Below are 21,903 nucleotides of genomic sequence, written 5' to 3'. Positions count from 1 at the left end.
AGCGCACGGCTCTCTCCCAAGAGCCATTTCCCTAGACCGAATATAGGAATCGTATTCGGTCTTTTTTTGTGTGATTGATTTTAAAGGATTTATTTTCGTTTGTCCGAAAATGTCCGAAATATGTCCGAATTTTGATATTCGGTCTTTTACAGCATCACGTACTCTTTCCCCCTCGTTTTGAGATATTTCAGCGTCATCATTTCGGTTGTATGCCCCAGCAGCTTTTGAGCAAATGCCTTGTCGCTCTGCTTTTCGTACAGGCGGCCGGACAGGCTTCGGATCTCGTGGAACGTCGGCGGGCTTTCCTGAAATTCCAAACCTGATGCTTTCCGCGTGGCGACAAATTTTTTCGTTAACCCATCCGGGTGAAGATAGCCATCCGGGCTGTTTTTGCGTATGCCAGTGCTAATTGGATATGTACGAAGTGCTGTCTCGTTGGGGCGTCTGGGCGCGAGAAAGTAGTAGCATTGATTATTCGCCAATCGCTGCAGGCTTTAATGGGCTACTACCTCATTCGCCCAATGGTAAGTTGTCTTGCTGCGATGATGACGGGTTGGTAATTGATGGATGTGTGGCCAGGCTGAAGAGTACGATCTAGTGATTGCGCACCATGTTTATGGAATATCTTTACGAAAGATTGCCAGGAAGCGTAAGTGCTCAGATGGAACTATTAGGAAGGAAATGCAGACAGTTGAAGATGTTATCGGAGGGTGTCTGGCTATATTGGGGGGCACACATTGAATAGCTGAATTAATCAACCCTTACCAAGCTGCATGTAATGGTAAGGGTTATCGCAATCCGATAAGTATTACTGAAAAACGCCGCCCGGCCTCTATCAAGTACAGAAAGCTCAAACATGTGAAAAACAATGCACTTGAGAAGAAACAAAATACCAGCTTCCCATGAGATAGTAAGGTTACGATACTTATAATAATTACAATTATTAAAAACAAACAGGTTAGCACCGTGTCGGATATTAATCTGCTATAGTGGCCTGTCTTAATCATATTTGCGATTAGCTTTTTATCTATAAGTGCAGTCAAAAGTGAAATAGAGGTAATCAGGAAGCCTAGAAGCGTGCCAGCCAACCCCACAATTACTCCTGATGCGCTTATCGCAGTTTCGGGTTTTATTTGAGCATCAAACTTCCAAAAAAAGTACACAGCAATGGCGCTTACAATTGACCTAATCGAGAGCGCGTCCCATCTCACCAAAGTAGTCATCTATTCCCTCCTGGCATTCAGCCTTCGCCGTATCTAGCAGATTATACATGGTTATGGCGGGCGGGAAATGAGTATCAGTTTCGATTTGTTGTATGGAGAATACGCGATCAGCTATAAGGTCTATAGGATGTTCAATACCTTCATCAAAAACATAAGCCCTTGCTGTCGTCGCTCCAGACTGAACCAAGGCTCGAAGTGTATCTTTTAAGCGATTGCTCATTTTCCCTTCGGTATCTGCTCGACGCAGGTCTACACCCATTGTTACCTTTAAACTGTCAGCATCAACCCCATTCATAAGATCGATCATACCACGACCGTAGTTATCTGCCGGGTATAAATCTGGATTGGTTGGCCTGGGAAGTGTGAACTCAATTTTCTTCAATGTCACATCTCCACTCATCAACCGCCCGATTGCATCAGCTTGTAATATTGGGGCGGCCGATATTTTGCAGTCGGTAATAGCGCTAAGAAATCCTGCGAACTGATTAATACTGCTAGAGTGGCTGTTTTTGTGCCAAGCAACGATGTCATTTTCGACATAGTAGGCAAAAAAGTTTCTTTCTATCAATCCTTCGTTATCATCTAACTCTATCTCTTGAGATTGCCCCCCAACTTTTCCTATCTCTGGTATGTCTGTAGTTCTGAATTTCCTGAACTGACCATAAATTGCACGAGGATTTCTTTTGTTTCTTAATCCCCAGATTTCCCTCGTGTATCCACCTTGATTCAGGGCGGTTTGAGTATCATCATCATTTTCTAAGAGGTCAAAGAGTGTTTCGAAACTGTCGATTTCTCTATTTGGCGTTAACGATAATTGGAAAAACTCAACCTTATAATTCTTTTCAGTCATAATAATTAACCTGATAATTATTTTTTTAGTGTTCTCATATGGATAGATAAGAGCATACAAAAAAATTAACGCGTACGCAAAAAACTGTTGCAACGTGTTAAGTGTAGTTATCGGCACCGATATTATTCCTGGCAAGCGATACAGCGACGCGCTCCTAAAAGCCGAACTGCGAAAATTTGCTCGCATCGTTGATCCGGCTATCAAAGTGAAAATCACTGAAACCCAGCGCGCCGCTATTTATTCGTTCTCGTACAACGTCGGGCCGTATGCCTTTATCGGCTCCACGATGCTGAAAGAATTGAATGCTGGCGACTCGGCCGGTGCGTGCGGTGAACTGAAGCGCTGGAGGTATGCCGGCGGCAAAGAGTGGAAAGGGCTGATCACCCGGCGTGAAGTCGAGAACACCGTCTGCACCTGGGGCCAATCATGAATGGCTGGATAAGCAAGATCGCCGGCGGGAGTCAGGTGCTTCTGTTGCTGGTGGCTATCTGCCTTGGCAGTTACAGCTCGCTGTTGTCGCACCGGTTGACGCTGGCACGCCAGCAGGCCGAAGAACTGGGGAAGACGCTGGCGCAGCAGGCCGGGCTGATAGCCACGCTGCAGACGCAAGATGCGCAAAACCGCGCGCTGATGGCGGCGCAGCAACAACGCTAGCAGCACGACACCGCCCAGAGGAAATACCGTGAAGCGATTAAAAACGATCCCTGCGCTGGTCAGCCTCTGCCTGCCGCTGTGCTTGAGCTCTTGCGCCCGTCCACAGGCACAGCCCCCGGCGCCGTTAATCCTCCTTCCCCCTGAATCCGTATTCACTCTATGTGAGCAGCCACAGATGGCCGGCGACACATGGGGCGACTCCGTCAGCTATACGCTGGCACTACAAACCTCACTGAAAATTTGTGCCGGCAGAATTGCCACGCTGAATGCCTGGCGGGCCGGCTTACTGGAGAAGACGAGTGAAAAAAAATGATACTGACGTGCTGGCTGTCCTGCTGGTGGGCGGCGGCGCCATTGCCATTGTGATCGGTCTGGGCCTGCTGTTCTCCTGGGGTATGCTGGCTGCGTGGAATCTGTTGGCGTCATCCGCCGGCTGGGCGTCCATCGTGCCAATTAACTGGGGAACGGTATTTGGCCTGATGCTGGTGATCATCTTCGTGCGCCAGCTGCTGCGCCGCAAAAAAGAATAGTGCACCCAAAGCGCCGAGCCGTCGCCGTTCTCCTGTCTTAGCCACGACCCGGGCTCCTCATGGCGAGCGGGTGGGAGAAATCAAAAACGGTTAATACCCCGCGAGCTAGGGGGCGGTCATAGCGGAAACATCAGCCGTGGTAGAAGAAACGGTGTGACAGCCGGAGAGACGGTAACTAAAATCACCTCGTCAAAATCGTGAGGTGAAAATGGACGCTGATTTAATTTCTTATGAGTCGATGCTGGCTGCACAAGACTCCGCAAATTGGGCGTATTGGAGCATGATTGCAGCTTGGACTTCGGTGCTCTTGTCCTTTCTAACATTCGTACTAGCAGGTTTTGCATTGAATGTATGGAAGCAACAAGAAAAATTAAAGGTCAAAAAAGATTTCAAAGCATCAGTGATTCAGCTTCGCCATATTCTTGTTTGGCTCCCAGATACTATTGATTTAGAAATGCTTATGACAGGACGTAGGTTGCTATATGATTCAAGGGTAACCATGCAGATAGGTATGGAACCGGAAAAATTTAATCAATGTAAAGATTACGCTATAAACTTTCAGAGCATTGAGGACGGGATGCAAAAATGTTCGGAATGCTGGGCTGCTACAGAAGATCTTTTAAGTGAAACAGAAATTGGGCAGTTATGGCGCGAAACATACTTAATGTATAACGAATACACTCAAGGTAGATGCGATAAATCGTTATTTATAGATAAAATAGACGCGATATATAAGAAAAGATTCGTATTTTAAACCCGCCTCGGCGGGTTTTTTATTACCCATCACAGAGCATCTATCCAGGTGCTGCGTAATGCGCAAGCAAAGCCACAGGCGACACCCACCGATCACTCAGATCATGGTTGCCCGTGGTTTTTTTTATTCACGGAGAACGTTATGGCAAAACAGGATTGGGGAGCCATTCAAAAGCTGTTCCTCGCCGAATACGCCATAACCAAAATCTCCCCGAAAGAATGGTGTGAGGCTAACGGCTACAATTACGCCACCGCACGCCGGCACATAAAAATCCCTGCGCAAGGGAAAGAACAAAATGCGCAAATTCCCGAAAATCCCGCGCCCGTTACGCCCGGCGTTTCAGCTGCTGGTGGCGATGAGGAGGGGAAGGGCAAAGAAAGACCAAGCCTTTTAAAACCACAGCATGAACAATTTGCGCAGAACATTGCGCAGGGCATGCCGCAGAAAGAGGCCGCGATTTGCGCAGGATACGCGCCGACGAATGCCGAATCGCAAGCCTCAATCCTGATGAGCCGGCCGGATGTAAAAGCACGCGTGCAAGAACTGCGCAATAACGCCGCGCTGTTGGTTTCGTTCAACGCCGGTCACCTGGCGGAGCTGTTGTATAAATCTACGCAGTTGGCGCTGGCTAATAAAAAATTGGGTCAGGTTGCACCGAACGTGAAGAACGCCGCGCAGCTGACCGGCATCGACATGAGCACGAATAAAACCGAGGTGAATGTCGAGCTGGCCGGACTCAGTTACGGCAAAGTTTGCATCGTGACACCGGCGAACTGCCCGGCGGACGTGTGGGTTGCTCACATGGAAGAGCTGCGCGAGGGAAAGCCGACGGCCCAGTCATAATTGACGGCGTTCTGTACGCATTCAGCAGCGACTGGGCGACAGATGCGGTGCCTGTTGCTGATAAGACCCTACCAGCAGGCACGGATTTAAACGCAATAATCGAACATGATGAATACTTCCAGAACGCAACTAGCAACGCCACGTTAGTCCTAAACTCCCCAGAGGCTGTGGTAGATACGCTAAGGTGTTTTGACCGGAGGTGATGTTGGTACGTGCCTCCAGGTGTATATGCCTTACAACTCAACGATTGAACATCGGCGCTATGCATTCGGCGAGCCGCTGATGTTCTCTGCATGGAAGGCTTATTGATGAATCGTGACCGGCACTCGTCGGCCTGATAATATCAATAACCTCGTAGCTTTTTGATGAGGCTGTCGCCGAGCCAACAAATGATACAAAATATTGCTATTGTCGATAAAATGGCAACGACGCGCTGAGTTATCGTATCGAAGCTAAAGAAAAAATAGATACACAATAGAAACCCAATTCCCCCGATTAACTGATAGAAAAATTCAAAGAAAAAAGAGAGTATGCGGATATGGATGCTGTCTTTTCTCATTTCATTTTTTCCTCAATGTTTTGCAGCAATCTATTAAACTCTGCATCACCTTGGTTTTTACGTACAGCCAAAGCTTCTATGAATGGATCAACATAGGGTTGAACTAAAAAGTATATAAAGTCCAAATTTCCGGCACTTCTAAGCTTGTAGTAAACCGCACTATGCATACGTTCGAGGCCGATTGATTTGTATATGCTTCGTTCTATCATTCCGCCAGCCATCAGCGTGAAGCTTGTAGCTACGCCTGCACCTCGAGTAATCATGGCCGCACCGCCTGCTGATATGACGCTATTCACTATTCTCGATGAAATCAGGGAGGTGGTCAGCATTCTGCCGACGGATGCGGAACCTGCGGCCCTAAATATTTTGTCTTGCGTCTCTTGTGGGATGTGCGCAGTGAATGCATCGATGATGATTTTAGTCGTTCTGATAACTTGATGATAGTTCAATAAACCGGATTTCATTGCCCGCATCATGCGAATGCGTTCGTCTTCCATCTTGCGACGATTGCTTGTGTCAAAAATGCCCAGAGCTAGATAGCCAAAATCGACAGGCACAGACATTGCGCCGTCAAGCAGCCCCACAACTGTTTCTGGGGAGACAATGACTTTTACTATCCGTTCCACTATCTCTGTGTTATTCACTTTCATCCCTCGGAATTTTTATGGCTGTAACATAACGGACGTGGGAAGATGTTTCAATGCTTGGCCAACGTGGCCGCCAGAGCGAAAATCCCACTTTTGATCTGGCGATTACATCCCAACCCGATCTCCCCCCCACCCGCACATATCGCTAATTTCGCCGCACCAAAAGTCATTACGTCATTTATGGCGCTGATAAGCTCCGGTCATTGCTCCCATCACCGGTTAAACGAAAGTGGCATTATGGGGAATATCAAGGTATTAGGCGTTGTAAAAGGAAACCTGTTTTGAACGATCGGTTGAGTCGGTTGAAGAGGGCGCTGCCCGGCTATCTCGAGGCGTGGCGTGAGGGGGTTTTACCCTCTGACTGGGGGCAGATGGCCAACCCCGAAGTGGTTGCCGCCCTGTTGGCGGAGTGGGAGGCGCTAAGCGAATTGGCGTCTCTGTTCGAAAACGCCACTGAAACCCCTTCCGATCCCGCCGCGTTTTGGCAGGCGCGTGCCGAGCTGATGGCGCAGCGCAATCTCGAACTCAGTGCCCAACTGGCGACGCCAATCCATTTGCCCGGCGTGCGGGTGGCCTTTTTTGGCTATGTGAAAACGGCGGTGATGGACGCCAGGCAGGTGAAGGCGGCGATTCGTGATGCCGGTTTTATCATTGCGGGCGAAGACCAAAGTGAGAACACGGCTTAACGCGGCTTCTTCTCAAATTTCTCGGCAAAAAAGAACCGCAGCAATTTATGGGTCCACAGCAGGATGGCGCCGACCACCACCAGCGAGATGACGAAATGCGACAGGTTTTTAGGCGCGGCGTAGCCGTGGGTAAAAGAAACCCCGGCGCCGCTGAGCAGCAGGGTGGCGATCCAAAAGCCGAGTAGCAGGCACAAGGTACGGAACAGTTTAAACATTGTTATCACCGAAATGCTGAAAGCGCCGACTGAACGGAAAGACTCAGCCGGTGCTTTGATTAATTAAAACCGCTTAGCGAGAGCAGGTGTTGCCACCCTTGTTGCTATTGTTATTGCAGTTGCTCTTGTTGCCGCCTTGCCCCATGCCGACGTTGCCGCCACCTTTGCTGGCCTCTTTGAAACAGCCGCCGTTGAGCGCGCCCAGCGCCAGACCGCCAAGCCCCCCTAGTGAGCCGGTGATGATGCCGTTAATGCAGTCCGGGGAGGTGTGTTTCTGGTACATATTGCCGTCCGACGATTTACCGCCCCCGTTCTTGTTGCCGCCGTTGTTATTGACGCGTCCGCTGCTACCGCGGTTGTCGGCAAAGTTACCGGCGCCGGCGATCAGGTGGAAGTATTTGGCCTCGATCTCTTGCATAAAATTCCCTCTTTATCGATACGGTTAAATGGCGTAAAACTTGCGCAAGCCAGCTGTTTTTAACAGAAAAAACAGTGGGGGTAATTACCGGTTCGGATAAGAACAGGGAATTTATTTAAGGGTATTTTTCAGGCTTATGAGAGTGATGGTGAATGATGTTCTCGACGAGAGGGTAACGTGAGCCACCCGGGCCTTTGCAACGAATGGCCTTTCTGCGGCGCGCAGCAAGGTTCAATTCACCCGGCCAATTTGTTAGGATCGTCTGACCTACATGACTATTGGTGCAGTACATTGAAAATTAAAGCGTTGTTATTTGTTGCGTTGGCCGCGCTGGCCGGCTGCAGCCAGGAGGGAACCTCGATGAATCAGCCCGCGAACGAGAAAGGCGGCCAAACGGAAGTGTTGCTGGTGAATAGCGCGCTGGTGGACTGCGTGGGCGTCGGCCCGATGAAGTGCATGCAGGTGCGCCGCTCCGCGCAGCAGCCGTGGGAGTTGTTCTATACCGGCATCGAGGGTTTCACCTTCGAACCGGGTTATCAGTATCGGCTGAAAGTGCTTGTTACCCCGGTGGAGAACGTGCCGGCCGATGCCTCATCGCTGCGTTATACGCTGATTGAGCAGCTGGAAAAGAACAAGGCGTAATGATTATCAGGCCGGGCGAAGTGCGCCCGGCCTGCTGTTTTATAGCGTCAATCCCATCTCCGCCGCGACCTGCTCCAGCTGGTAGCGTGATGTGCGCGTGAGTGAAGGCTCCTTATCGACATAGTAGGCGTAAGCGATAACGCCAATCGACAGCGCCCAGGCGCGGCCGCGCCGCCAGATCTCATCGTCCACTTTCACCGCCTGGCGGAAATGCTCGCGGGCTTCCGTTCCCATCAGATTCCAGGCAACTATCATATCGACCGCAGGATCGCCGATGGCGATGCCGCCCCAGTCAATCACCGCAGCCAGCTCACCGTTGTCGATCAGCAGATTGCCGGGTTGAATGTCCGTGTGCAGCCAGCATGCGCCGCCGGTGTTTTCACTCACCTGGCTCACGCTGTCCCATGCTTGCAGTAGGGCGGCAGCGTCGAGGTGAGGGGCGCACTGGGCAATAGATTCGCGCGTGAGGGCGTCTCTGGCGCTGACCGGGCCGCCGCGATAGGCGGTGATTTCATAGTCTGCGGTTGGGATGGCGTGGAGTGCGCGCACGAACTCACCCAATTGCGTCGCCAGCAGCGGGCTGCACTCGCCGCAGGTGGGCGTGCGGCCGGTGATCCAGCGGCCGATGCTCCAGGCGAAAGGATAGCGGCCGTTCGGCTTACCCTGGGCCAAGGGCGCGGAAATCGTCACTGGCAGATGAGGCGCCAGCAACGCGGGGTAGCGGTTCTCGCGAGCCAGCGCTTCGGCCGCCGAGGTGGTACGCGGCAGGCGAATGAACAGCTCGTCGCCTAGCCGCAGCATCACGTTGTCGGTACCGCCGGTGGTGACGAGTTCGATGGGCAACGCCGCCCAAGCCGGGAATTGTTCGGCGAGCATAGCTCGGACATGGAGGAGGGAAATCTCGGCCTCATCGGCATGTATTTTTGGAATGGCATTCACCCGGTACGGCTCCTTCACTGGCGCGGGGGCGCGGCCCCGACTGGTCTGTTCACTGCGCTTGTTTTCGCACTTTCTTAAGTATATCGAGAAAATCAGGTATATTGTCCTTCGGTTTTTAGCTACCAAGAAAAAATTACTATGATTATCAAACCTAAAATTCGTGGTTTTATCTGCACCACCGCTCACCCGGCAGGCTGTGAAGCCAACGTCCGTGAGCAAATCGCCTACGTTAAGTCGCGCGGCGAACTGAAAAACGGGCCTAAAAAGGTGCTGGTCATTGGTGCATCTACCGGTTACGGTCTGGCCTCGCGCATCAATGCCGCTTTCGGCAGCGGTGCGGCCACCATCGGCGTATTTTTCGAGAAGCCTGGCAGCGAAGGCAAAACCGGTTCCGCCGGTTGGTACAACTCCGCCGGTTTCGACAAGGCAGCTAAAGAAGAAGGCCTGTACGCGAAAAGCATCAACGGCGACGCATTCTCCAACGAGTGCCGTCAGACCGTGATCGATCTGATCAAAAAAGACTTGGGTCAGGTTGACCTGGTGGTTTACTCGCTGGCTTCGCCGGTGCGTAAGATGCCGGAAACCGGCGAAGTGGTGCGTTCCGCACTGAAGCCGATCGGCGAGCCGTACAAATCCGTCGCGTTGGACACCAACAAAGACGTGCTGGTTGAAGCCGTGGTCGAGCCGGCCAACGAGCAAGAAATCGCCGACACCGTGAAGGTGATGGGCGGCCAGGACTGGCAGCTGTGGATGGACGCGCTGGACGAAGCGGGCGTGCTGGCGGATAACGCGCAGTCTGTCGCTTACTCCTACATCGGTACCGATCTGACCTGGCCAATCTACTGGCACGGTACGCTGGGTAAGGCGAAAGAAGATCTGGATCGCGCGGCGCACGTCATCAACCAGAAGCTGCAGGCCAAAGGCGGCGCGGCTTACGTTGCGGTGCTGAAGTCGGTGGTGACTCAGGCTTCCTCCGCTATTCCGGTGATGCCGCTGTATATCTCCATCGTGTTCAAGATCATGAAGGAGCAGGGCATTCACGAAGGCTGCATCGAGCAGATCCAGCGTCTGTTCGCCACCAAGCTGTACAGCGGTGCGGCGCCGGACACCGACGAGAAACATCGTCTGCGTCTGGATGATTGGGAACTGCGCGACGCCGTGCAGGAAACCTGCCGTGAAATCTGGCAGCAGCTGAACGACAACAACATCAACGAACTGACCGATTACCAGGGCTACAAGGCGGAATTCCTGCGCCTGTTCGGCTTTGGTCTGCAGGGCGTTGACTACGACGCCGATCTGAGCGGCGAAGCCAACTTCGATGTGATCGAGCTGGTCTAAGTGCGTCGAGCGGTCAAACAAGGTCGGGTTAGCCCGGCCTTTTTTATTGCCTGCGAATTATCGGATGGCTAAGTGAAAATGTTTATTTCAGGTTAATAGGTTAACCAAGTGATTAACATCGGCGGGCGGCGTTGAAATAACGGCGGTTATTAAACTAAAGAAAGTCATTTTTTTATTTACCTTTACCGCCGGCTGCGGGTATTTTATTTCCTTTAAGGAGAAAGCGATGACATGGCGTTATTGGGCCCCGGTATCGTTATTGTTGTTGAGCGCTTGCAGCGCGATTCAGCCGACGTCGACGTCCCCAGACTGGTCTCAGCCGCAGCCTGCCACGCGGGAGCAGCGGCAACGTATCATGGCGGGTGAATCCGCCTCCTCGGTATTGCACGAAGGAAATGTCGGCATTGGCGGCACCTTCGATGGGTCGAAAATATTCGATCGTTAAGCCGCTAAATATATTCAGCCAAATTAATGCGCGCATTATGCCGATATTGTCGGAGGGTTTACCTTTCCTGCGTTATTCTGCCGTGGCCTGACTATTCATTGTGTTAGCAGATAATTCGTTTTCCTTATAGGGAACCGCCGGTTTATTTCGGTGTAATCAAAGGAGTTGCCCATGGCGAAGGACATGGCCGCGATCTTTCTCTTGCTGTTGCTGCCGCTGAGCCAAAGCGCCGGCGCAGCGCGCTACGACAGGCAATGTGAAGGCATGTCGCCGGTGCTGTTTCAAAAGCGGCTGAAAGCGCTGGTGCAGGATCTGCGGCAGGAAATGAGCGAGGAAGTGCCGCCGACAGAGCGCGATGCGGAAGAGCTGGCGCGGCTGGCGGAGTGTGGTATCGAGCCCGGTAAAGCGCCCGTCACCGGCGGGCAGCGCGCGCCCCGTTCAGAGGAAAAGCCGGCGGCATCGCCGAACGGTTGCTGAGCCGGCGTGCGCACAGAGTAAAACGATGTAAAAGGAGTCATTGATGAAAAGGATAGTGTTGGCCGGCGTGGCCTTGTGTTGCGCCAGCTTCACGCAGGCGCGGGTGGATTTGGAATACCATGCGGCGGCGCCCAAGGACAGCAAGGTCACCGAGGAGTATCAGCAAAAGCGCGACGCATTGCGCCACAAGGTGTGGAATGTCGATAACCTGACGCTGGCCAACGAGCAGGCGATTGCACGGGAACAGCAGCGCGAGGCGGCAGAGACCGCCGAGCGGCAGCAGCGGAACCTGGAGCAGAAGCAGAAAAAGCAGCGTTGCCTACGGAGACACTCGAAAGATCCTCATCCCGAGGCGAAGTGTTACATGCACAACTTCTGACATTAACCGTCCGGGCGCCATCAGCGCCCGGCGTCGTTTAGGCCGGGCGACAATGCTCCTTCAGCATGGCGATCGCGTCCGGTTTCAGCTGATACAGATAGACCGGGCGGCCGGTGGCGCCGTACAGAATACGGGTGCCGAGAATGCCGCTCTCCGCCAGATAAATGAGGTACTTGCGGCAGGACACCCGCGAAATGCCGATGGCGTTGGCCAGGTTGTCGGTGGAGAATTCGCTGTCATGCTGCTGTTCGATCCACTCGCACACCGTGCTCAGGGTGATGCTGGTCAGCCCCTTCGGCAGCTTCTTGCTCTCCTGGCCGCCGGGCTGGCGGCGCAGCAGGCTGTCGACGTCGGCCTGCGAAAACTCGCGCTGCGCCAAGAGCTGCGACTGCTGCCGGTAGTGGCTCAGCGCCTCCTTGAAGCGGCTGAACTGGAACGGTTTGATCAGATAATCCACCACGCCGTAGTGCAGCGCCTTTTGCACCGTGTTCACATCGCTGGCGGAGGAGATGATGATCACATCGGTTTTCTCGCCGAGTTCGCGCAGGCCGGGCAGCAGATCCAGCCCGTTCTCCTGCTGCATGTAGATATCCAGCAACACCAGATCGATGCTGACGCTGGCATCGGCCAGCAGGGCGCGCGCCTGGCTCAGGCTGGCGACCGTCGCCTGGCAGTGAAAACCGCCGACCTGGCTCAGGTAGTATTTGTTCAGCTCCGCCACCATCGGGTCGTCGTCGACAATCAGTACGTTAATCATGGGCTCTGCTCTTGGCCTGATAGGGAAGGTGCACGAAAAATTGGGTCAGCTCGCCCGGTTCGGATTCGAAATCGATGCTGCCGCCCAGTTTCTCCAGATGGCTGCGGATCAGCGCCAGGCCGATACCGCGTCCCGTCCCCTTGGTGGAAAATCCGTGTTCGAAGATGCGCGTGCCGACCGCCGGATCGATGCCGGGGCCGTCGTCGCTGACGATACAGTGTAATTGATCGTCGTGGTGATGGAAGCTCAGGCCGATCTCGTGGCCCTCAACGCCGTCGATGGCGTCGATGGCGTTTTCGATCAGGTTGCCGAGCACGCTGATCAGCACGTGCGTAGTTTCCGCATCGTCGGTTTCCGGCAGCAGGCTGTTTTCCTCGATGGTCAGCTCGATGCCGGCTTCGTGGGCGCGACTGATCTTGCCGATGAAGAAGCCCGCCACTTCCGGCGAGTGGATCTTGCGCAGCAGCGCACCGATCTCTTCCTGGTAGTTGCTGGCGGTGTTGATGATGTAGTTTTCCAACTGCTGGTAGGCCTTCATATGCAGCATGCCGAGTATCACGTGCAGCTTGTTCATAAATTCGTGTGACTGCACCCGCAGCGCGTCAGCGTAGTGCGCCATGCCGCTCAGGCGCTGCAGCAGGCGGCTGACCTCGGTCTTGTCGCGGAAGGTGGCGATGGCACCGGTCACCTGGCCGTTGACGATCACCGGCACGGTATTGGTCAGCAGTTCGCTGCCGTTGAAGCTGATCTGCCGATCGCGCAGCGGTTCGCCGCTGGCCAGCACCTCCGCCAGATGCAGCTGCGCCGGCCAATGCTTGCTGGCGGCTTCCAGCAGCAGGTTTTCCACCGGGCCACTCTGGCGCAGCAGGCGCTTGGCCTCGTCGTTGACGATGGTGATGCGGGATTCATTATCGACCGCGATCACACCTTCTTTAATCGATTGCAGCATGGCGTTGCGCTGTTCGAACAGGTTGGAGATTTCGTAAGGCTCGAAACCCAGCATGATGCGTTTGAGCGCAGAGACCAGGAAGAAGGTACCCAGGCTGCCAACCAGCGCGGCGAAGGCGATGGTCCAATAGATGATCCAGCGGCTCTCCGCCACCACTCGCTGCACGGTGTCCAGCGCGATGCCGAGCGCCACCACGCCGATTTGCTGTTTCTGCGCGTCATACACCGGCACGAACACCCGCAGCGCCGGGGCCAGCGTGCCGCGGTTGATGGCGCTGTTGACGGTGCCTTGCAGCGCGGGGGCCAGATCGTCGCCGATAAAATGTTTGCCGATCAGCCAGGGTTTGGGGTGCGAATAGCGGATGCCCTGCATATCCACCACCACCACGAACAGCAGCTCGTTTTGATGGCGCACCTGCTCGGCGAAGCGCTGAATGGCGCCGCTTTGGTCGCGCCGCTGCAGGCCGTCGACCACGGTGCTGGAGAGTGCCAGCGTATTGGCGACGGCGATGGCTTTCTGCTGCAGCTGATCTTGCCCCTCGCGGCTCATCTGCACGAAAAACAGCGCGAACACCACCAGCAGCACCGAAGCGATGATGGCGGACACCATCAGCGTGATGGAGGTGCTCAGCTTGAGCGGCACCCGTTGTTTTGGCATGGCGGTTCTCCGAATGGCGATATCACGGCGTATTCTAGCGAGGAATGAGGCAAGCTGCAGTTACCGGCAGCAGGTTATAGCATGCTGCCGGGGGAGCAGGGGGTTATTTTAGTTACAAAAAGCGGGTCACTGCTGATGGTAGATCTCCAGCGCCTGCTGGCCGCTGGCGCCTTGATGGATGATTGCCATCAACGCGCGCACCACCTGCGACGGATTGCTGTGTTGATAGACGTTGCGGCCGTAGACCATGCCGGAGGCGCCCTGCGCCATCAGCGCGGCGGATTTCTCCAGCACCGGGCCCAGCTCCCCCTTGCCGCCGCCGCGCACCAGCGTCGGGCAGCGCGCCGCTTCCACCACGCGATGAAAATCTTCCACCCGCTCGGTTGGATCGGCCTTGATGATGTCGGCACCCAGTTCGCGCGCCAGCCGCACCAGCGGCACGATCTTCTCCACGTCACCCAGCGAACCGTAGGCGGCGCCCTGGCCGGCCGGCGCCATCACCAGCGGTTCGATCATCAGCGGCATGGCGTAGCGATCGCAGGCGTGGCGCAGGCGGCCGATGTTCTCCACGCACTGGCGGAAAATGCCGGGCTCATCCGGGATCATATACAAATTGACCACCACCGCGGCGGCGTCCATTTGCAGCGCCGCGAGGATCGGCGCCTCCGAGTTGTGCAGCACCGCCCACATTTCGCGGTGGCGCGCGGCGTTATAGGCGTTGCCGACGTCGGTACGCATCACCAGCGCCGGCTTTTCGCGCTGCGGCGCGCGCTGCAGCAGATCCGCCTGGCCGTAGTTGACCTGAATGGCGTCGGGGCGCGCGGCGATCAGGTTGCCCATCACCCGTTCGATATCTTCCAGACCGATTAAGAAATCCGGTTCGTTGGCGATGCCGTGATCGATCGCCACATCCAGGCACTTGCCGTTGTTGAACAGGCGGTTCATCCGCACCTTACTGCTGAGCTGCATGTCAGGTCCTCCTGAGATAGGGATATGTCCATTATTGCCGAGTAAGGATGGTCGGGAAACGCGGAAACCGCAAACTGCGTGGCCGCTCGCAGTTTTTGCCGGCGCACGAAAGGGAGACGCTTGCCGGCGGCTTTCATTTCATTTGTTAGATCCGTGTCATGTTTTTGTTAATAAGCCATTCCAAAATGCATGTTTCGCTTGTTTGGGTTAAAAAGTTTCAATAATCTAAATTATGAAATAAACATTTAATAAAACGGTAAAGACGCCGTTTGCTGTGCCAGGGGTTTATTTCAATTGGTTGTTTTTAATCTGTTTTGAGATATCGATCACCATTTTGTCTACGGCCTTAATACGGCGATTACACGGTAAATTCGCCGTATCAAAGGGATAACACCGACCGTAATGTTGTTTGAATGTAAAAAATATTTTTCATTAGCTGTCAACCAACAGACCTCTTCATTCTAACGATTAAAGGGTAACGAACATGAAGCTGAAGAAACTGATCGCCGCCTCGGTACTGATGTGTATGCTGCCGGCCAGCGTGTTGGCGAAAGACATCAAGATCGGCGTTTCCATGGCTTACTTCGATGACAACTTCCTCACCATTCTGCGCCAGTCGATGCAAAACAAAATGAAGGCCGACGGCAACGTCAGCGGCCAGTTCGAAGACGCCAAGGGCGACATCGCGCAGCAAATTCAACAAATCGAAAACTTCGTCAGCCAGGGCGTCGACGCCATCATCCTCAACCCGGTGGATACCCAGGGCGTCAAGCCAATGATCAAGCTGGCCGAGAAGGCCAAGATCCCGCTGGTGTTCGTCAACCGTAAGCCGGAGGTGGCGCTGCCGGCCGGCATGGCCTATGTCGGCTCCGACTCCAAGCTGGCCGGCAAGCTGCAGATGGAGGCGCTGGCCAAGCTGATGAACGGCAAGGGCAACGTGATGATCCTGTTGGGCGAGCTGTCGAGCGAAGCCACGCGCGATCGCACCCGCGGCGTGGAAGAGGTGGCGGCCAACTACCCCGGCATCAAAATAGTCGACAAGCAAACCGCCAAGTTCTTCCGCAAAGAGGCGGTGGACGTCACCACCGACTGGATTTTGTCCGGCCAGCAGATCGACGCTATCGCCTCCAACAACGACGAAATGGCCATCGGCGCTATTTTGGCGCTGAAGCAAGCCAAGAAATCCGGCGTGCTGGTGGCCGGCGTTGACGGCACGCCGGACGCGCTGGAGTTCATCAAGAAGGGCGATCTGGCGCTGAGCGTGTTCCAGGACGCCAAAGGCCAGGGCGAAGGCGCGGTGCAGACCGCCGTTCAACTGGTGAAAGGCGAGAAAGTGGAAAGCAACGTGCTGATCCCTTACCAGTTGATCACCCAGGCCAATTACCAGCAATTCGCCGATAAAAACAAGAAATAAGCCTTGAAGCCCGCCGCGGGCGCCGGTGTGGGGCGAGCGCGGCGGAAAACGTGGGTCAGTGCGGAGGTAAGCGGTATGTACCCTTATGTTCTTGAGGCCGAAGGCATCAGCAAGCAGTTCCCCGGCGTCAAAGCGCTGGATAAGGTCTCGATTAAAATCAAACCCGGCAGCGTGCACGCGCTGATGGGAGAAAACGGCGCGGGCAAATCGACGCTGATGAAATGCCTGATCGGCATCTACCACCCGGACGAAGGCTCGATCAAAATCAAAGGGCGGCCGGTCACCTTCAGCGATACGCTGCAGGCGCTGCATTCGGGCATTTCCATGATCCACCAGGAGCTGAACCTGGTGCCCGACATGACGGTGGCGGAAAACATCTGGCTGGGGCGTGAGCCGGCGCGGCTGGGGTTTGTCAACCACGAACAGCTGAACGAACAGACCCGCGCACTGCTGGCGCGGCTGAACATCAAACTGCAGCCGGACACGCTGGTGGGCGAACTGAGCATCGCCAACCAACAGATGGTGGAGATCGCCAAGGCGGTATCCTACAACGCCGACGTGTTGATCATGGACGAACCGACCTCGGCGCTGACCGAAGGCGAAGTGGTGCATCTGTTCGCCATCATTCGCGAACTGCGCGAGCAGGGCAAAGGCATCATCTATATCAGCCACAAGATGGACGAGATCTTCGCCATCACCGACGAAGTGAGTATCTTCCGCGACGGCACCTTCATCGCCTGCGACAAAACCGAAAACCTGACCAAGCAGTCGCTGATCACCATGATGGTGGGGCGCGAACTGACGCAGATGTTCCCCAAATTCAACAACAATATCGGCGAGGAAGTGCTGCGGGTGGCGGGGCTGCGCCGCAGCGGCTGGTTCCATGACGTGTCGTTCAGCGTCAAGCGCGGTGAGATCCTCGGCGTCGCCGGGCTGGTGGGCGCCGGGCGCAGTGAAGTGATGGAAAGCCTGTTCGGCATGCACCCGGCGGACGGCGGCGAGATCTTTATCGAAGGCCAGGCGGTGAAGGTGGATTCCCCGGCGAAGGCGATCGAGAGCGGGCTGGCGTTTCTCACCGAAGACCGCAAGAAATCCGGCCTGTTTCTGGTGCTGTCGGTGGTCGAGAACATGAGCATCGTCAACCTGTCGGAATACATCGGCAAGAACGGTTTCGTCAGCCACGTGCAGATGGCTAAAGACTGCATGGATCAGATTAAAAAGCTCAACATCAAAACGCCGACCATGGATCAGATCATCAATAACCTCAGCGGCGGCAACCAGCAGAAGGTGCTGATCGCGCGCTGGCTGCTGGCGCAGCCGAAAATCCTGATCCTCGATGAACCGACGCGGGGCATCGACGTGGGGGCGAAAGCGGAAATCTACCGCCTGATCAGCGAGCTGGCCAACCGCGGCGTTGCCATCATTCTGGTCTCCTCCGAGCTGCCGGAGATCCTCGGCATGAGCGATCGGGTGATGGTGATGCACGGCGGCCGCATCACCGGCATTTTGGACAAAGACGACGCGGACCAGGAGAAGATCCTGGCGCTGGCCTCAGAATAACGAAGGGTGAACATCATGAGTAATGTAAAGATTGAGAAGCCGCTCTCCGCCGATTCAACGGGCAAGGGAACGCTGTTCTCCGGGCTGAGCGGCAAAATGCCGAAGGATACCGGCATCTTCATCGTGATGATTGGCATCGCGCTGATCTTCGAAATCCTCGGCTGGTACATGCGCGATCAGTCGTTTCTGCTGAACCCGAACCGCCTGCTGCTGATCGTGCTGCAGGTGGCGATCATCGGCATCATCGCGGTGGGCGTCACCCAGGTGATCATCACCACCGGCATCGATCTCTCCTCCGGCTCGCTGATTGCGCTGACCGCGGTGGTGGCGGCCAGCCTGGCGCAGACCTCGGACAGCATCTCGCCGATGTACCCGGGGCTGCTCGATCTGCCGGCGGCGATCCCGATCGGCGCGGGGATCGGGGTGGGCATTGTCTGCGGCTTTATCAACGGCTTCCTGATCACCCGCACCGGCATTCCACCGTTTATCGCCACGCTGGGGATGATGGTGTCGGCGCGTGGTCTGGCGCAGTACTACACCAAGGGTAACCCGGTCAGTTTCCTGTCGGACGGCTTCACGTCAATCGGCCAGGGCGCGATGCCGGTGATCATCTTCCTGGTGATTGCGGTGATCTTCCATATCGCGCTTAAGCACACGCGCTACGGCAAATACATCTACGCCATCGGCGGCAACATGACCTCGGCGCGGGTTTCCGGCATCAACGTCAATAAGTACCTGGTGACGGTTTACACCATCGCCGGCGGCCTGGCGGGGTTGGCGGGCGTGGTGCTGGCGGCGCGCGTCAGCAGCGGCCAGTCGAGCATGGGGATGTCGTACGAGCTGGACGCCATCGCCGCGGCGGTGATCGGCGGCAGCAGCCTGATGGGCGGCGTCGGGCGCATCACCGGCACGCTGATCGGCGCGGTGATCCTCGGCCTGATCAAAAGCGGCTTCACCTTTATCGGCGTCGATTCTTACATTCAGGACATCATCAAAGGCGTGATTATCGTCGCCGCCGTGTCGATCGACATGCGGCGCAACCGCAAAAAACACTGATTGCCGTGAATTGCCGCCGGCGCCAGGGTTGGCCGGCGGCGTTTTTTTACCGGGGGACACATCATGAATTACCTGAAAGGGCTGTGGCTGGCGGTGGCGCTGTTCGCTTCTACCCCGGCATGGGCGCAAACCATCGGCGTGTCGATGGCCTATTTTGACCAGAACTTCCTCACCATCATCCGCCAGGCGATCGACAAGGAGGCCAAGGCGCGCGGCATCACCGTGCAGTTCGAGGACGCGCGCGGCGACGTCGGCCGCCAAACCGATCAGGTGCAGAGCTTTATCAGCGCCGGGGTGGACGCGATTATCGTCGATCCGGTCAACTCGGCCAGCACGCCGGTGATGACCAAAATGGTGCAGGCCGCCGGCGTGCCGCTGGTGTACGTGAACCGCACGCCGGGCGACGCCAACCTGCCGCAGGGCGTGGTGTTCGTCGGCTCCGACGAGCGGGAATCCGGCACGCTGCAGATGGAAGAGCTGGCGCGGCTGGCCGGCTATCAGGGCAATGTGGCGGTGATGATCGGCAACCTGACCGACGCCGGCGCGCTGCAGCGCACCAAAGACGTGGAGCAGGTGGTGAGCAAGTACCCGAAAATGAAGGTGGTGCAGAAGCAGAGCGCCAACTATTCACGCAGTGAAGGCATGGATCTGATGATGAACTGGCTGACCAACGGCGAAGCGATCGACATCGTCGCCGCCAACAACGACGAGATGGCGATCGGCGCAATCATGGCGCTGCAGCAAGCGGGCAAGGCGGACAAGAAAGTGCTGATCGGCGGCATCGACGCTACGCCGGACGGCCTCAAGGCGTTGGCCTCCGGCAAGATGCAGGTCACGGTGTTCCAGGACGCGGTCGGGCAGGGCAAAGCCTCGGTCGATGTGGCGCAGCGCATGATCAACGGTGAAAAGCTCGAGCCGTATTACTGGATCCCGTTCGAGCTGGTGACGCCGGCCACGATGCAGAAGTATGCGGCCAGGCCGTGAGTTCACCGCCAGATTCGCGTTGCCGGGGCGCTGCTTGCAGCGCCTTTCTTATTGGCGTCAGTTACATGTCCGTTTGCGGCCAGCGCGGCGCCGAATCTTGCCTCACACTGAGGATCTTTAAAACACGTGAGGATGAGCGATGAACGCATTAAACGGCAAGGTGGCGGTGATCGGCGGCGCCAGTTCGGGGATCGGCAGGGCGGCGGCGCTGCTGTTCGCTCGCCAGGGCGCAGCGCTGGTGTTGGGCGCGCGGCGCGAGCCGCTGTTGGCCGAACTGGTGGATGACATTCGGCGCGAGGGCGGCCGGGCGCTTGCGGTGGCGGGCGACGTCCGTGACGAAGCCTTCGCCGAACGGCTGACGGCGACGGCGGTCGATGAGTTCGGCGGGCTGGATATCGCCTTCAACAACGCCGGCACGCTGGGGCCGCTGGGGCCGTCGCTGGCGTTGAGTGCCTCAGCGTGGCGCGACGTGTTGGAAACCAACCTTTCCAGCGCCTACTACGGCGCCAAATATCAAATCCCCGCCATGCTGGCGCGCGGCGCGGGCTCGGTGATTTTCACCTCCACCTTCGTCGGCCACACCGCGGCGTTTCCCGGCACGGCGGCCTATGCGGCCGGCAAATCGGGGCTGATCGGCCTGACGCAGGCGCTGGCGGTGGAGTTCGGCGGGCGCGGCATTCGGGTGAACGCGCTGCTGCCGGGCGGTACCGATACGGCGATGGGCCGGCAGATGAGCAATACCCCGGAGGCGTTGGCGCAGGTGGCCGATCTGCACGCGCTGAAGCGGCTGGCGACGCCGGAGGAGATCGCGCAGGCGGCGCTGTATCTGGCGTCTGACGCTTCCTCATTCGTCACCGGCACCGCGATGTTGGTGGACGGCGGCGTGTCCATCCAGCGCGGTTAAAGTTGGCATGGCCCGTGGCCGGGCGCCACGGGCATGCGGGGGAGGGTTACCAGCCTTTAACGGCGTCGCCCTTGTAGATGTCGGCGGCGCTGGCCGCCACTTCGTCGGTCTGATAGGCCTTGACCAGATCCTTCACTTTCTCGCTGTCTTTGTTGTCGATGCGGCTGGCGAATATATTGACGTACGGCGAGTTTTTGTCTTCGACAAACAGCCCGTCCTTGGCCGGCGACAGGCCGATCTGGCTGGAATAGTTGGTGTTGATGATCGCCAGCGTCACCTGTTGGTCGTCCAGCGCGCGCGGCAGCTGCGGCGCTTCAATCTCGACGATCTTCAGCTTTTTCGGGTTGCCGACGATGTCCAGCGCGGTCGGCAGCAGGCCGACGCCGTCTTTCAGGGTGATCAGCCCCTGTTTTTGCAACAGCAGCAGCGAGCGGCCCAGGTTGGTCGGATCGTTCGGCACCGCCACCTGCGCGCCGTCCGGCAACTGGCTGAGTGCGGTTATCTTCTTCGAATAGCCGGCGATCGGGTAGACGAAGGTGTTGCCCACCGCCGCCAGTTTGTAGCCGCGCTCCTGCATCTGCTTGTCCAGATACGGCTTGTGCTGGAAGGCGTTGATGTCCAGATCGCCGTTGTTCAGCGCTTCGTTCGGCAGCACGTAGTCGTTGAATGTCACCACCTCCACGTCCAGATCGTATTTCTGCTTGGCGACCTTTTGCACCACCGCCCACAGCGACTGATCGATGCCGGCGCTGATGCCGACCTTGATGTGGTGATCGTCCTGTGTGGCTGGGCCGCAGGCGGTCAGCAGCAGCGTGCCGGCGGCGGCCAGCGCCAGGGTGAGGTTTTTCAGCGTAAATGTCATTTTCCCAGGGTCCTTGTCAACATTGCCTGCTAATTTTGGCGGGCAGAATAGTGGCAGTGACTGTAGGTAATCGCTGGGCTAAAACAAAATACTGATTCACTATGACTCATAGCGATTAGCTATGAGCGGCCGCCGCCTGGCGCGGTGCGGATTGTTTTGACGGCGAATCGGCGGGCTTATTATGATAGCCGT

The 21,903-nt window shown here is 56.2% G+C and carries 23 protein-coding genes and 4 pseudogenes; 17 read left to right on the top strand and 10 right to left on the bottom strand.

All coding sequences use genetic code 11. The features are described 5' to 3' along the window. Positions 1 to 146: 146 nt before the first annotated feature. A pseudogene (locus tag ACYF6X_RS10630) lies at positions 147 to 416 on the bottom strand (tyrosine-type recombinase/integrase); the annotation flags it as partial. Between ACYF6X_RS10630 and ACYF6X_RS10625 the strand changes: the two are divergent. After that, positions 416 to 741, top strand: a pseudogene (locus tag ACYF6X_RS10625) (antiterminator Q family protein). The pseudogenes ACYF6X_RS10630 and ACYF6X_RS10625 sit on opposite strands and share 1 nt — an antisense overlap. A 444-nt stretch (positions 742 to 1,185) precedes the next feature. Here the strand turns inward: ACYF6X_RS10625 and ACYF6X_RS10620 are convergent. After that, a complete protein-coding gene (locus tag ACYF6X_RS10620; protein WP_130017904.1) occupies positions 1,186 to 2,073 on the bottom strand; it encodes a DUF6731 family protein in 888 nt (295 codons plus the stop codon). A 112-nt stretch (positions 2,074 to 2,185) separates the two neighbouring features. Here ACYF6X_RS10620 and ACYF6X_RS10615 point away from each other — a divergent pair. The 6 genes and pseudogenes from ACYF6X_RS10615 to ACYF6X_RS10590 all read left to right on the top strand — a co-directional run. Beyond that, positions 2,186 to 2,503: pseudogene (locus tag ACYF6X_RS10615) on the top strand (lysozyme); the annotation flags it as partial. Next, a pseudogene (locus tag ACYF6X_RS10610) lies at positions 2,500 to 2,871 on the top strand (hypothetical protein). The pseudogenes ACYF6X_RS10615 and ACYF6X_RS10610, both read left to right, overlap by 4 nt. Beyond that, a complete protein-coding gene (gene lysC / locus ACYF6X_RS10605) occupies positions 2,756 to 3,040 on the top strand; it encodes an Rz1-like lysis system protein LysC (RefSeq protein ID WP_165384379.1) in 285 nt (94 codons plus the stop codon). Before ACYF6X_RS10610 ends, lysC begins: the two are co-directional and overlap by 116 nt. After that, the gene (locus tag ACYF6X_RS10600; RefSeq protein WP_015377505.1) at positions 3,027 to 3,257 is read left to right on the top strand and encodes a hypothetical protein; all 231 of its coding nucleotides are present in this window, start codon (positions 3,027 to 3,029) and stop codon (positions 3,255 to 3,257) included. Before lysC ends, ACYF6X_RS10600 begins: the two co-directional genes overlap by 14 nt. 208 nt (positions 3,258 to 3,465) lie before the next feature. After that, the gene (locus ACYF6X_RS10595) at positions 3,466 to 4,011 is read left to right on the top strand and encodes a hypothetical protein (protein WP_130017906.1); all 546 of its coding nucleotides are present in this window, start codon (positions 3,466 to 3,468) and stop codon (positions 4,009 to 4,011) included. A gap of 141 nt (positions 4,012 to 4,152) precedes the next feature. Further along, complete coding sequence (locus ACYF6X_RS10590) at positions 4,153 to 4,854, top strand: terminase small subunit (RefSeq protein WP_130017907.1); 702 nt, start codon at positions 4,153 to 4,155, stop codon at positions 4,852 to 4,854. 555 nt (positions 4,855 to 5,409) lie between these two features. Here ACYF6X_RS10590 and ACYF6X_RS10585 read toward each other — a convergent pair. Continuing rightward, complete coding sequence (locus ACYF6X_RS10585; protein WP_197816638.1) at positions 5,410 to 6,063, bottom strand: hypothetical protein; 654 nt, start codon at positions 6,061 to 6,063, stop codon at positions 5,410 to 5,412. Between the two features lie 278 nt (positions 6,064 to 6,341). Between ACYF6X_RS10585 and ACYF6X_RS10580 the strand changes: the two genes are divergently transcribed. Beyond that, positions 6,342 to 6,746: a hypothetical protein gene (locus ACYF6X_RS10580; RefSeq protein WP_130017909.1), complete on the top strand. Its 405-nt coding sequence runs from the start codon at positions 6,342 to 6,344 to the stop codon at positions 6,744 to 6,746. On the opposite strand, the gene ACYF6X_RS10575 is transcribed toward ACYF6X_RS10580, so the two are convergent. Both ACYF6X_RS10575 and ACYF6X_RS10570 read right to left on the bottom strand, forming a co-directional pair. Further along, complete coding sequence (locus tag ACYF6X_RS10575) at positions 6,743 to 6,961, bottom strand: hypothetical protein (protein ID WP_130017910.1); 219 nt, start codon at positions 6,959 to 6,961, stop codon at positions 6,743 to 6,745. The two genes, ACYF6X_RS10580 and ACYF6X_RS10575, sit on opposite strands and share 4 nt — an antisense overlap. Positions 6,962 to 7,034: 73 nt before the next feature. Then, the gene (locus ACYF6X_RS10570) at positions 7,035 to 7,379 is read right to left on the bottom strand and encodes a hypothetical protein (protein WP_070914786.1); all 345 of its coding nucleotides are present in this window, start codon (positions 7,377 to 7,379) and stop codon (positions 7,035 to 7,037) included. Between the two features lie 291 nt (positions 7,380 to 7,670). Between ACYF6X_RS10570 and ACYF6X_RS10565 the strand changes: the two genes are divergently transcribed. After that, complete coding sequence (locus ACYF6X_RS10565; protein ID WP_025302454.1) at positions 7,671 to 8,021, top strand: DUF4377 domain-containing protein; 351 nt, start codon at positions 7,671 to 7,673, stop codon at positions 8,019 to 8,021. Positions 8,022 to 8,060: 39 nt separating this feature from the next. Here ACYF6X_RS10565 and ACYF6X_RS10560 read toward each other — a convergent pair whose 3' ends face one another. Continuing rightward, entirely contained in the window at positions 8,061 to 8,897 is an 837-nt protein-coding gene (locus ACYF6X_RS10560; RefSeq protein ID WP_242512542.1) for an aminoglycoside phosphotransferase family protein, read from the bottom strand. A gap of 201 nt (positions 8,898 to 9,098) precedes the next feature. Here ACYF6X_RS10560 and fabV point away from each other — a divergent pair, with 201 nt between their 5' ends. The 3 genes from fabV (at position 9,099) to ACYF6X_RS10545 (ending at position 11,599) form a co-directional block, all read left to right on the top strand. Continuing rightward, a complete protein-coding gene (fabV, locus tag ACYF6X_RS10555; RefSeq protein ID WP_063989555.1) occupies positions 9,099 to 10,298 on the top strand; it encodes an enoyl-ACP reductase FabV in 1,200 nt (399 codons plus the stop codon). A gap of 616 nt (positions 10,299 to 10,914) precedes the next feature. After that, on the top strand, positions 10,915 to 11,220 hold the full coding sequence (locus ACYF6X_RS10550) for a hypothetical protein (protein ID WP_130017912.1): 306 nt from the start codon (positions 10,915 to 10,917) through the stop codon (positions 11,218 to 11,220). Positions 11,221 to 11,263: 43 nt separating this feature from the next. After that, positions 11,264 to 11,599, top strand: coding sequence for a hypothetical protein (locus ACYF6X_RS10545; protein ID WP_130017913.1), 336 nt, complete (start codon positions 11,264 to 11,266; stop codon positions 11,597 to 11,599). A 37-nt stretch (positions 11,600 to 11,636) separates the two neighbouring features. Here the strand turns inward: ACYF6X_RS10545 and dcuR are convergent, their stop codons facing one another. From dcuR to ACYF6X_RS10530, 3 genes are all read right to left on the bottom strand, one after another. Continuing rightward, on the bottom strand, positions 11,637 to 12,356 hold the full coding sequence (gene dcuR / locus ACYF6X_RS10540; protein WP_063989558.1) for a two-component system response regulator DcuR: 720 nt from the start codon (positions 12,354 to 12,356) through the stop codon (positions 11,637 to 11,639). Next, complete coding sequence (locus ACYF6X_RS10535; protein ID WP_063989559.1) at positions 12,349 to 13,962, bottom strand: sensor histidine kinase; 1,614 nt, start codon at positions 13,960 to 13,962, stop codon at positions 12,349 to 12,351. Before ACYF6X_RS10535 ends, dcuR begins: the two co-directional genes overlap by 8 nt. Before the next feature lie 126 nt (positions 13,963 to 14,088). Continuing rightward, positions 14,089 to 14,931: a class I fructose-bisphosphate aldolase gene (locus ACYF6X_RS10530; protein ID WP_130017914.1), complete on the bottom strand. Its 843-nt coding sequence runs from the start codon at positions 14,929 to 14,931 to the stop codon at positions 14,089 to 14,091. A 484-nt stretch (positions 14,932 to 15,415) separates the two neighbouring features. On the opposite strand from ACYF6X_RS10530, the gene ACYF6X_RS10525 reads away from it, so the two are divergent. From ACYF6X_RS10525 to ACYF6X_RS10505, 5 genes are all read left to right on the top strand, one after another. Next, complete coding sequence (locus ACYF6X_RS10525) at positions 15,416 to 16,345, top strand: sugar ABC transporter substrate-binding protein (protein ID WP_063989560.1); 930 nt, start codon at positions 15,416 to 15,418, stop codon at positions 16,343 to 16,345. Positions 16,346 to 16,420: 75 nt separating this feature from the next. Continuing rightward, positions 16,421 to 17,905 (top strand): sugar ABC transporter ATP-binding protein, encoded by a 1,485-nt coding sequence (locus ACYF6X_RS10520; RefSeq protein ID WP_130017915.1) that lies wholly within the window; start codon positions 16,421 to 16,423, stop codon positions 17,903 to 17,905. Between the two features lie 15 nt (positions 17,906 to 17,920). After that, positions 17,921 to 18,961: an ABC transporter permease gene (locus ACYF6X_RS10515; RefSeq protein ID WP_025160279.1), complete on the top strand. Its 1,041-nt coding sequence runs from the start codon at positions 17,921 to 17,923 to the stop codon at positions 18,959 to 18,961. A gap of 63 nt (positions 18,962 to 19,024) precedes the next feature. After that, positions 19,025 to 19,945 carry a sugar ABC transporter substrate-binding protein gene (locus tag ACYF6X_RS10510; protein WP_130017916.1) on the top strand — a complete coding sequence of 307 codons (921 nt, stop codon included), beginning with the start codon at positions 19,025 to 19,027 and terminating at the stop codon, positions 19,943 to 19,945. A 139-nt stretch (positions 19,946 to 20,084) separates the two neighbouring features. Continuing rightward, entirely contained in the window at positions 20,085 to 20,849 is a 765-nt protein-coding gene (locus ACYF6X_RS10505) for an SDR family oxidoreductase (protein WP_130017917.1), read from the top strand. 46 nt (positions 20,850 to 20,895) lie between these two features. Here ACYF6X_RS10505 and metQ read toward each other — a convergent pair whose 3' ends face one another. Continuing rightward, entirely contained in the window at positions 20,896 to 21,711 is an 816-nt protein-coding gene (gene metQ / locus ACYF6X_RS10500; protein ID WP_063989564.1) for a methionine ABC transporter substrate-binding lipoprotein MetQ, read from the bottom strand. Between the last annotated feature and the right edge of the window lie 192 nt (positions 21,712 to 21,903).

It is taken from the genome of Serratia sp. ID 25-353 (assembly GCF_054792795.1).
Note: the sequence above shows the minus strand (reverse complement) of the source record. Positions and strands in the feature narration are given on the sequence as shown.

Bases quoted from the DNA above. Each gene is read 5' to 3' on its own strand.
- ACYF6X_RS10535 (WP_063989559.1), bottom strand. From the start codon at position 13,962: ATGCCAAAACAACGGGTGCCGCTCAAGCTGAGCACCTCCATCACGCTG.
- ACYF6X_RS10525 (WP_063989560.1), top strand. From the start codon at position 15,416: ATGAAGCTGAAGAAACTGATCGCCGCCTCGGTACTGATGTGTATGCTG.
- ACYF6X_RS10585 (WP_197816638.1), bottom strand. From the start codon at position 6,063: ATGAAAGTGAATAACACAGAGATAGTGGAACGGATAGTAAAAGTCATT.
- ACYF6X_RS10560 (WP_242512542.1), bottom strand. From the start codon at position 8,897: ATGCTCGCCGAACAATTCCCGGCTTGGGCGGCGTTGCCCATCGAACTC.
- ACYF6X_RS10510 (WP_130017916.1), top strand. From the start codon at position 19,025: ATGAATTACCTGAAAGGGCTGTGGCTGGCGGTGGCGCTGTTCGCTTCT.
- ACYF6X_RS10575 (WP_130017910.1), bottom strand. From the start codon at position 6,961: ATGTTTAAACTGTTCCGTACCTTGTGCCTGCTACTCGGCTTTTGGATC.
- ACYF6X_RS10520 (WP_130017915.1), top strand. From the start codon at position 16,421: ATGTACCCTTATGTTCTTGAGGCCGAAGGCATCAGCAAGCAGTTCCCC.
- ACYF6X_RS10515 (WP_025160279.1), top strand. From the start codon at position 17,921: ATGAGTAATGTAAAGATTGAGAAGCCGCTCTCCGCCGATTCAACGGGC.
- ACYF6X_RS10505 (WP_130017917.1), top strand. From the start codon at position 20,085: ATGAACGCATTAAACGGCAAGGTGGCGGTGATCGGCGGCGCCAGTTCG.
- metQ (WP_063989564.1), bottom strand. From the start codon at position 21,711: ATGACATTTACGCTGAAAAACCTCACCCTGGCGCTGGCCGCCGCCGGC.
- ACYF6X_RS10590 (WP_130017907.1), top strand. From the start codon at position 4,153: ATGGCAAAACAGGATTGGGGAGCCATTCAAAAGCTGTTCCTCGCCGAA.
- ACYF6X_RS10595 (WP_130017906.1), top strand. From the start codon at position 3,466: ATGGACGCTGATTTAATTTCTTATGAGTCGATGCTGGCTGCACAAGAC.
- ACYF6X_RS10620 (WP_130017904.1), bottom strand. From the start codon at position 2,073: ATGACTGAAAAGAATTATAAGGTTGAGTTTTTCCAATTATCGTTAACG.
- fabV (WP_063989555.1), top strand. From the start codon at position 9,099: ATGATTATCAAACCTAAAATTCGTGGTTTTATCTGCACCACCGCTCAC.
- dcuR (WP_063989558.1), bottom strand. From the start codon at position 12,356: ATGATTAACGTACTGATTGTCGACGACGACCCGATGGTGGCGGAGCTG.
- ACYF6X_RS10550 (WP_130017912.1), top strand. From the start codon at position 10,915: ATGGCGAAGGACATGGCCGCGATCTTTCTCTTGCTGTTGCTGCCGCTG.
- ACYF6X_RS10570 (WP_070914786.1), bottom strand. From the start codon at position 7,379: ATGCAAGAGATCGAGGCCAAATACTTCCACCTGATCGCCGGCGCCGGT.
- ACYF6X_RS10530 (WP_130017914.1), bottom strand. From the start codon at position 14,931: ATGCAGCTCAGCAGTAAGGTGCGGATGAACCGCCTGTTCAACAACGGC.
- ACYF6X_RS10545 (WP_130017913.1), top strand. From the start codon at position 11,264: ATGAAAAGGATAGTGTTGGCCGGCGTGGCCTTGTGTTGCGCCAGCTTC.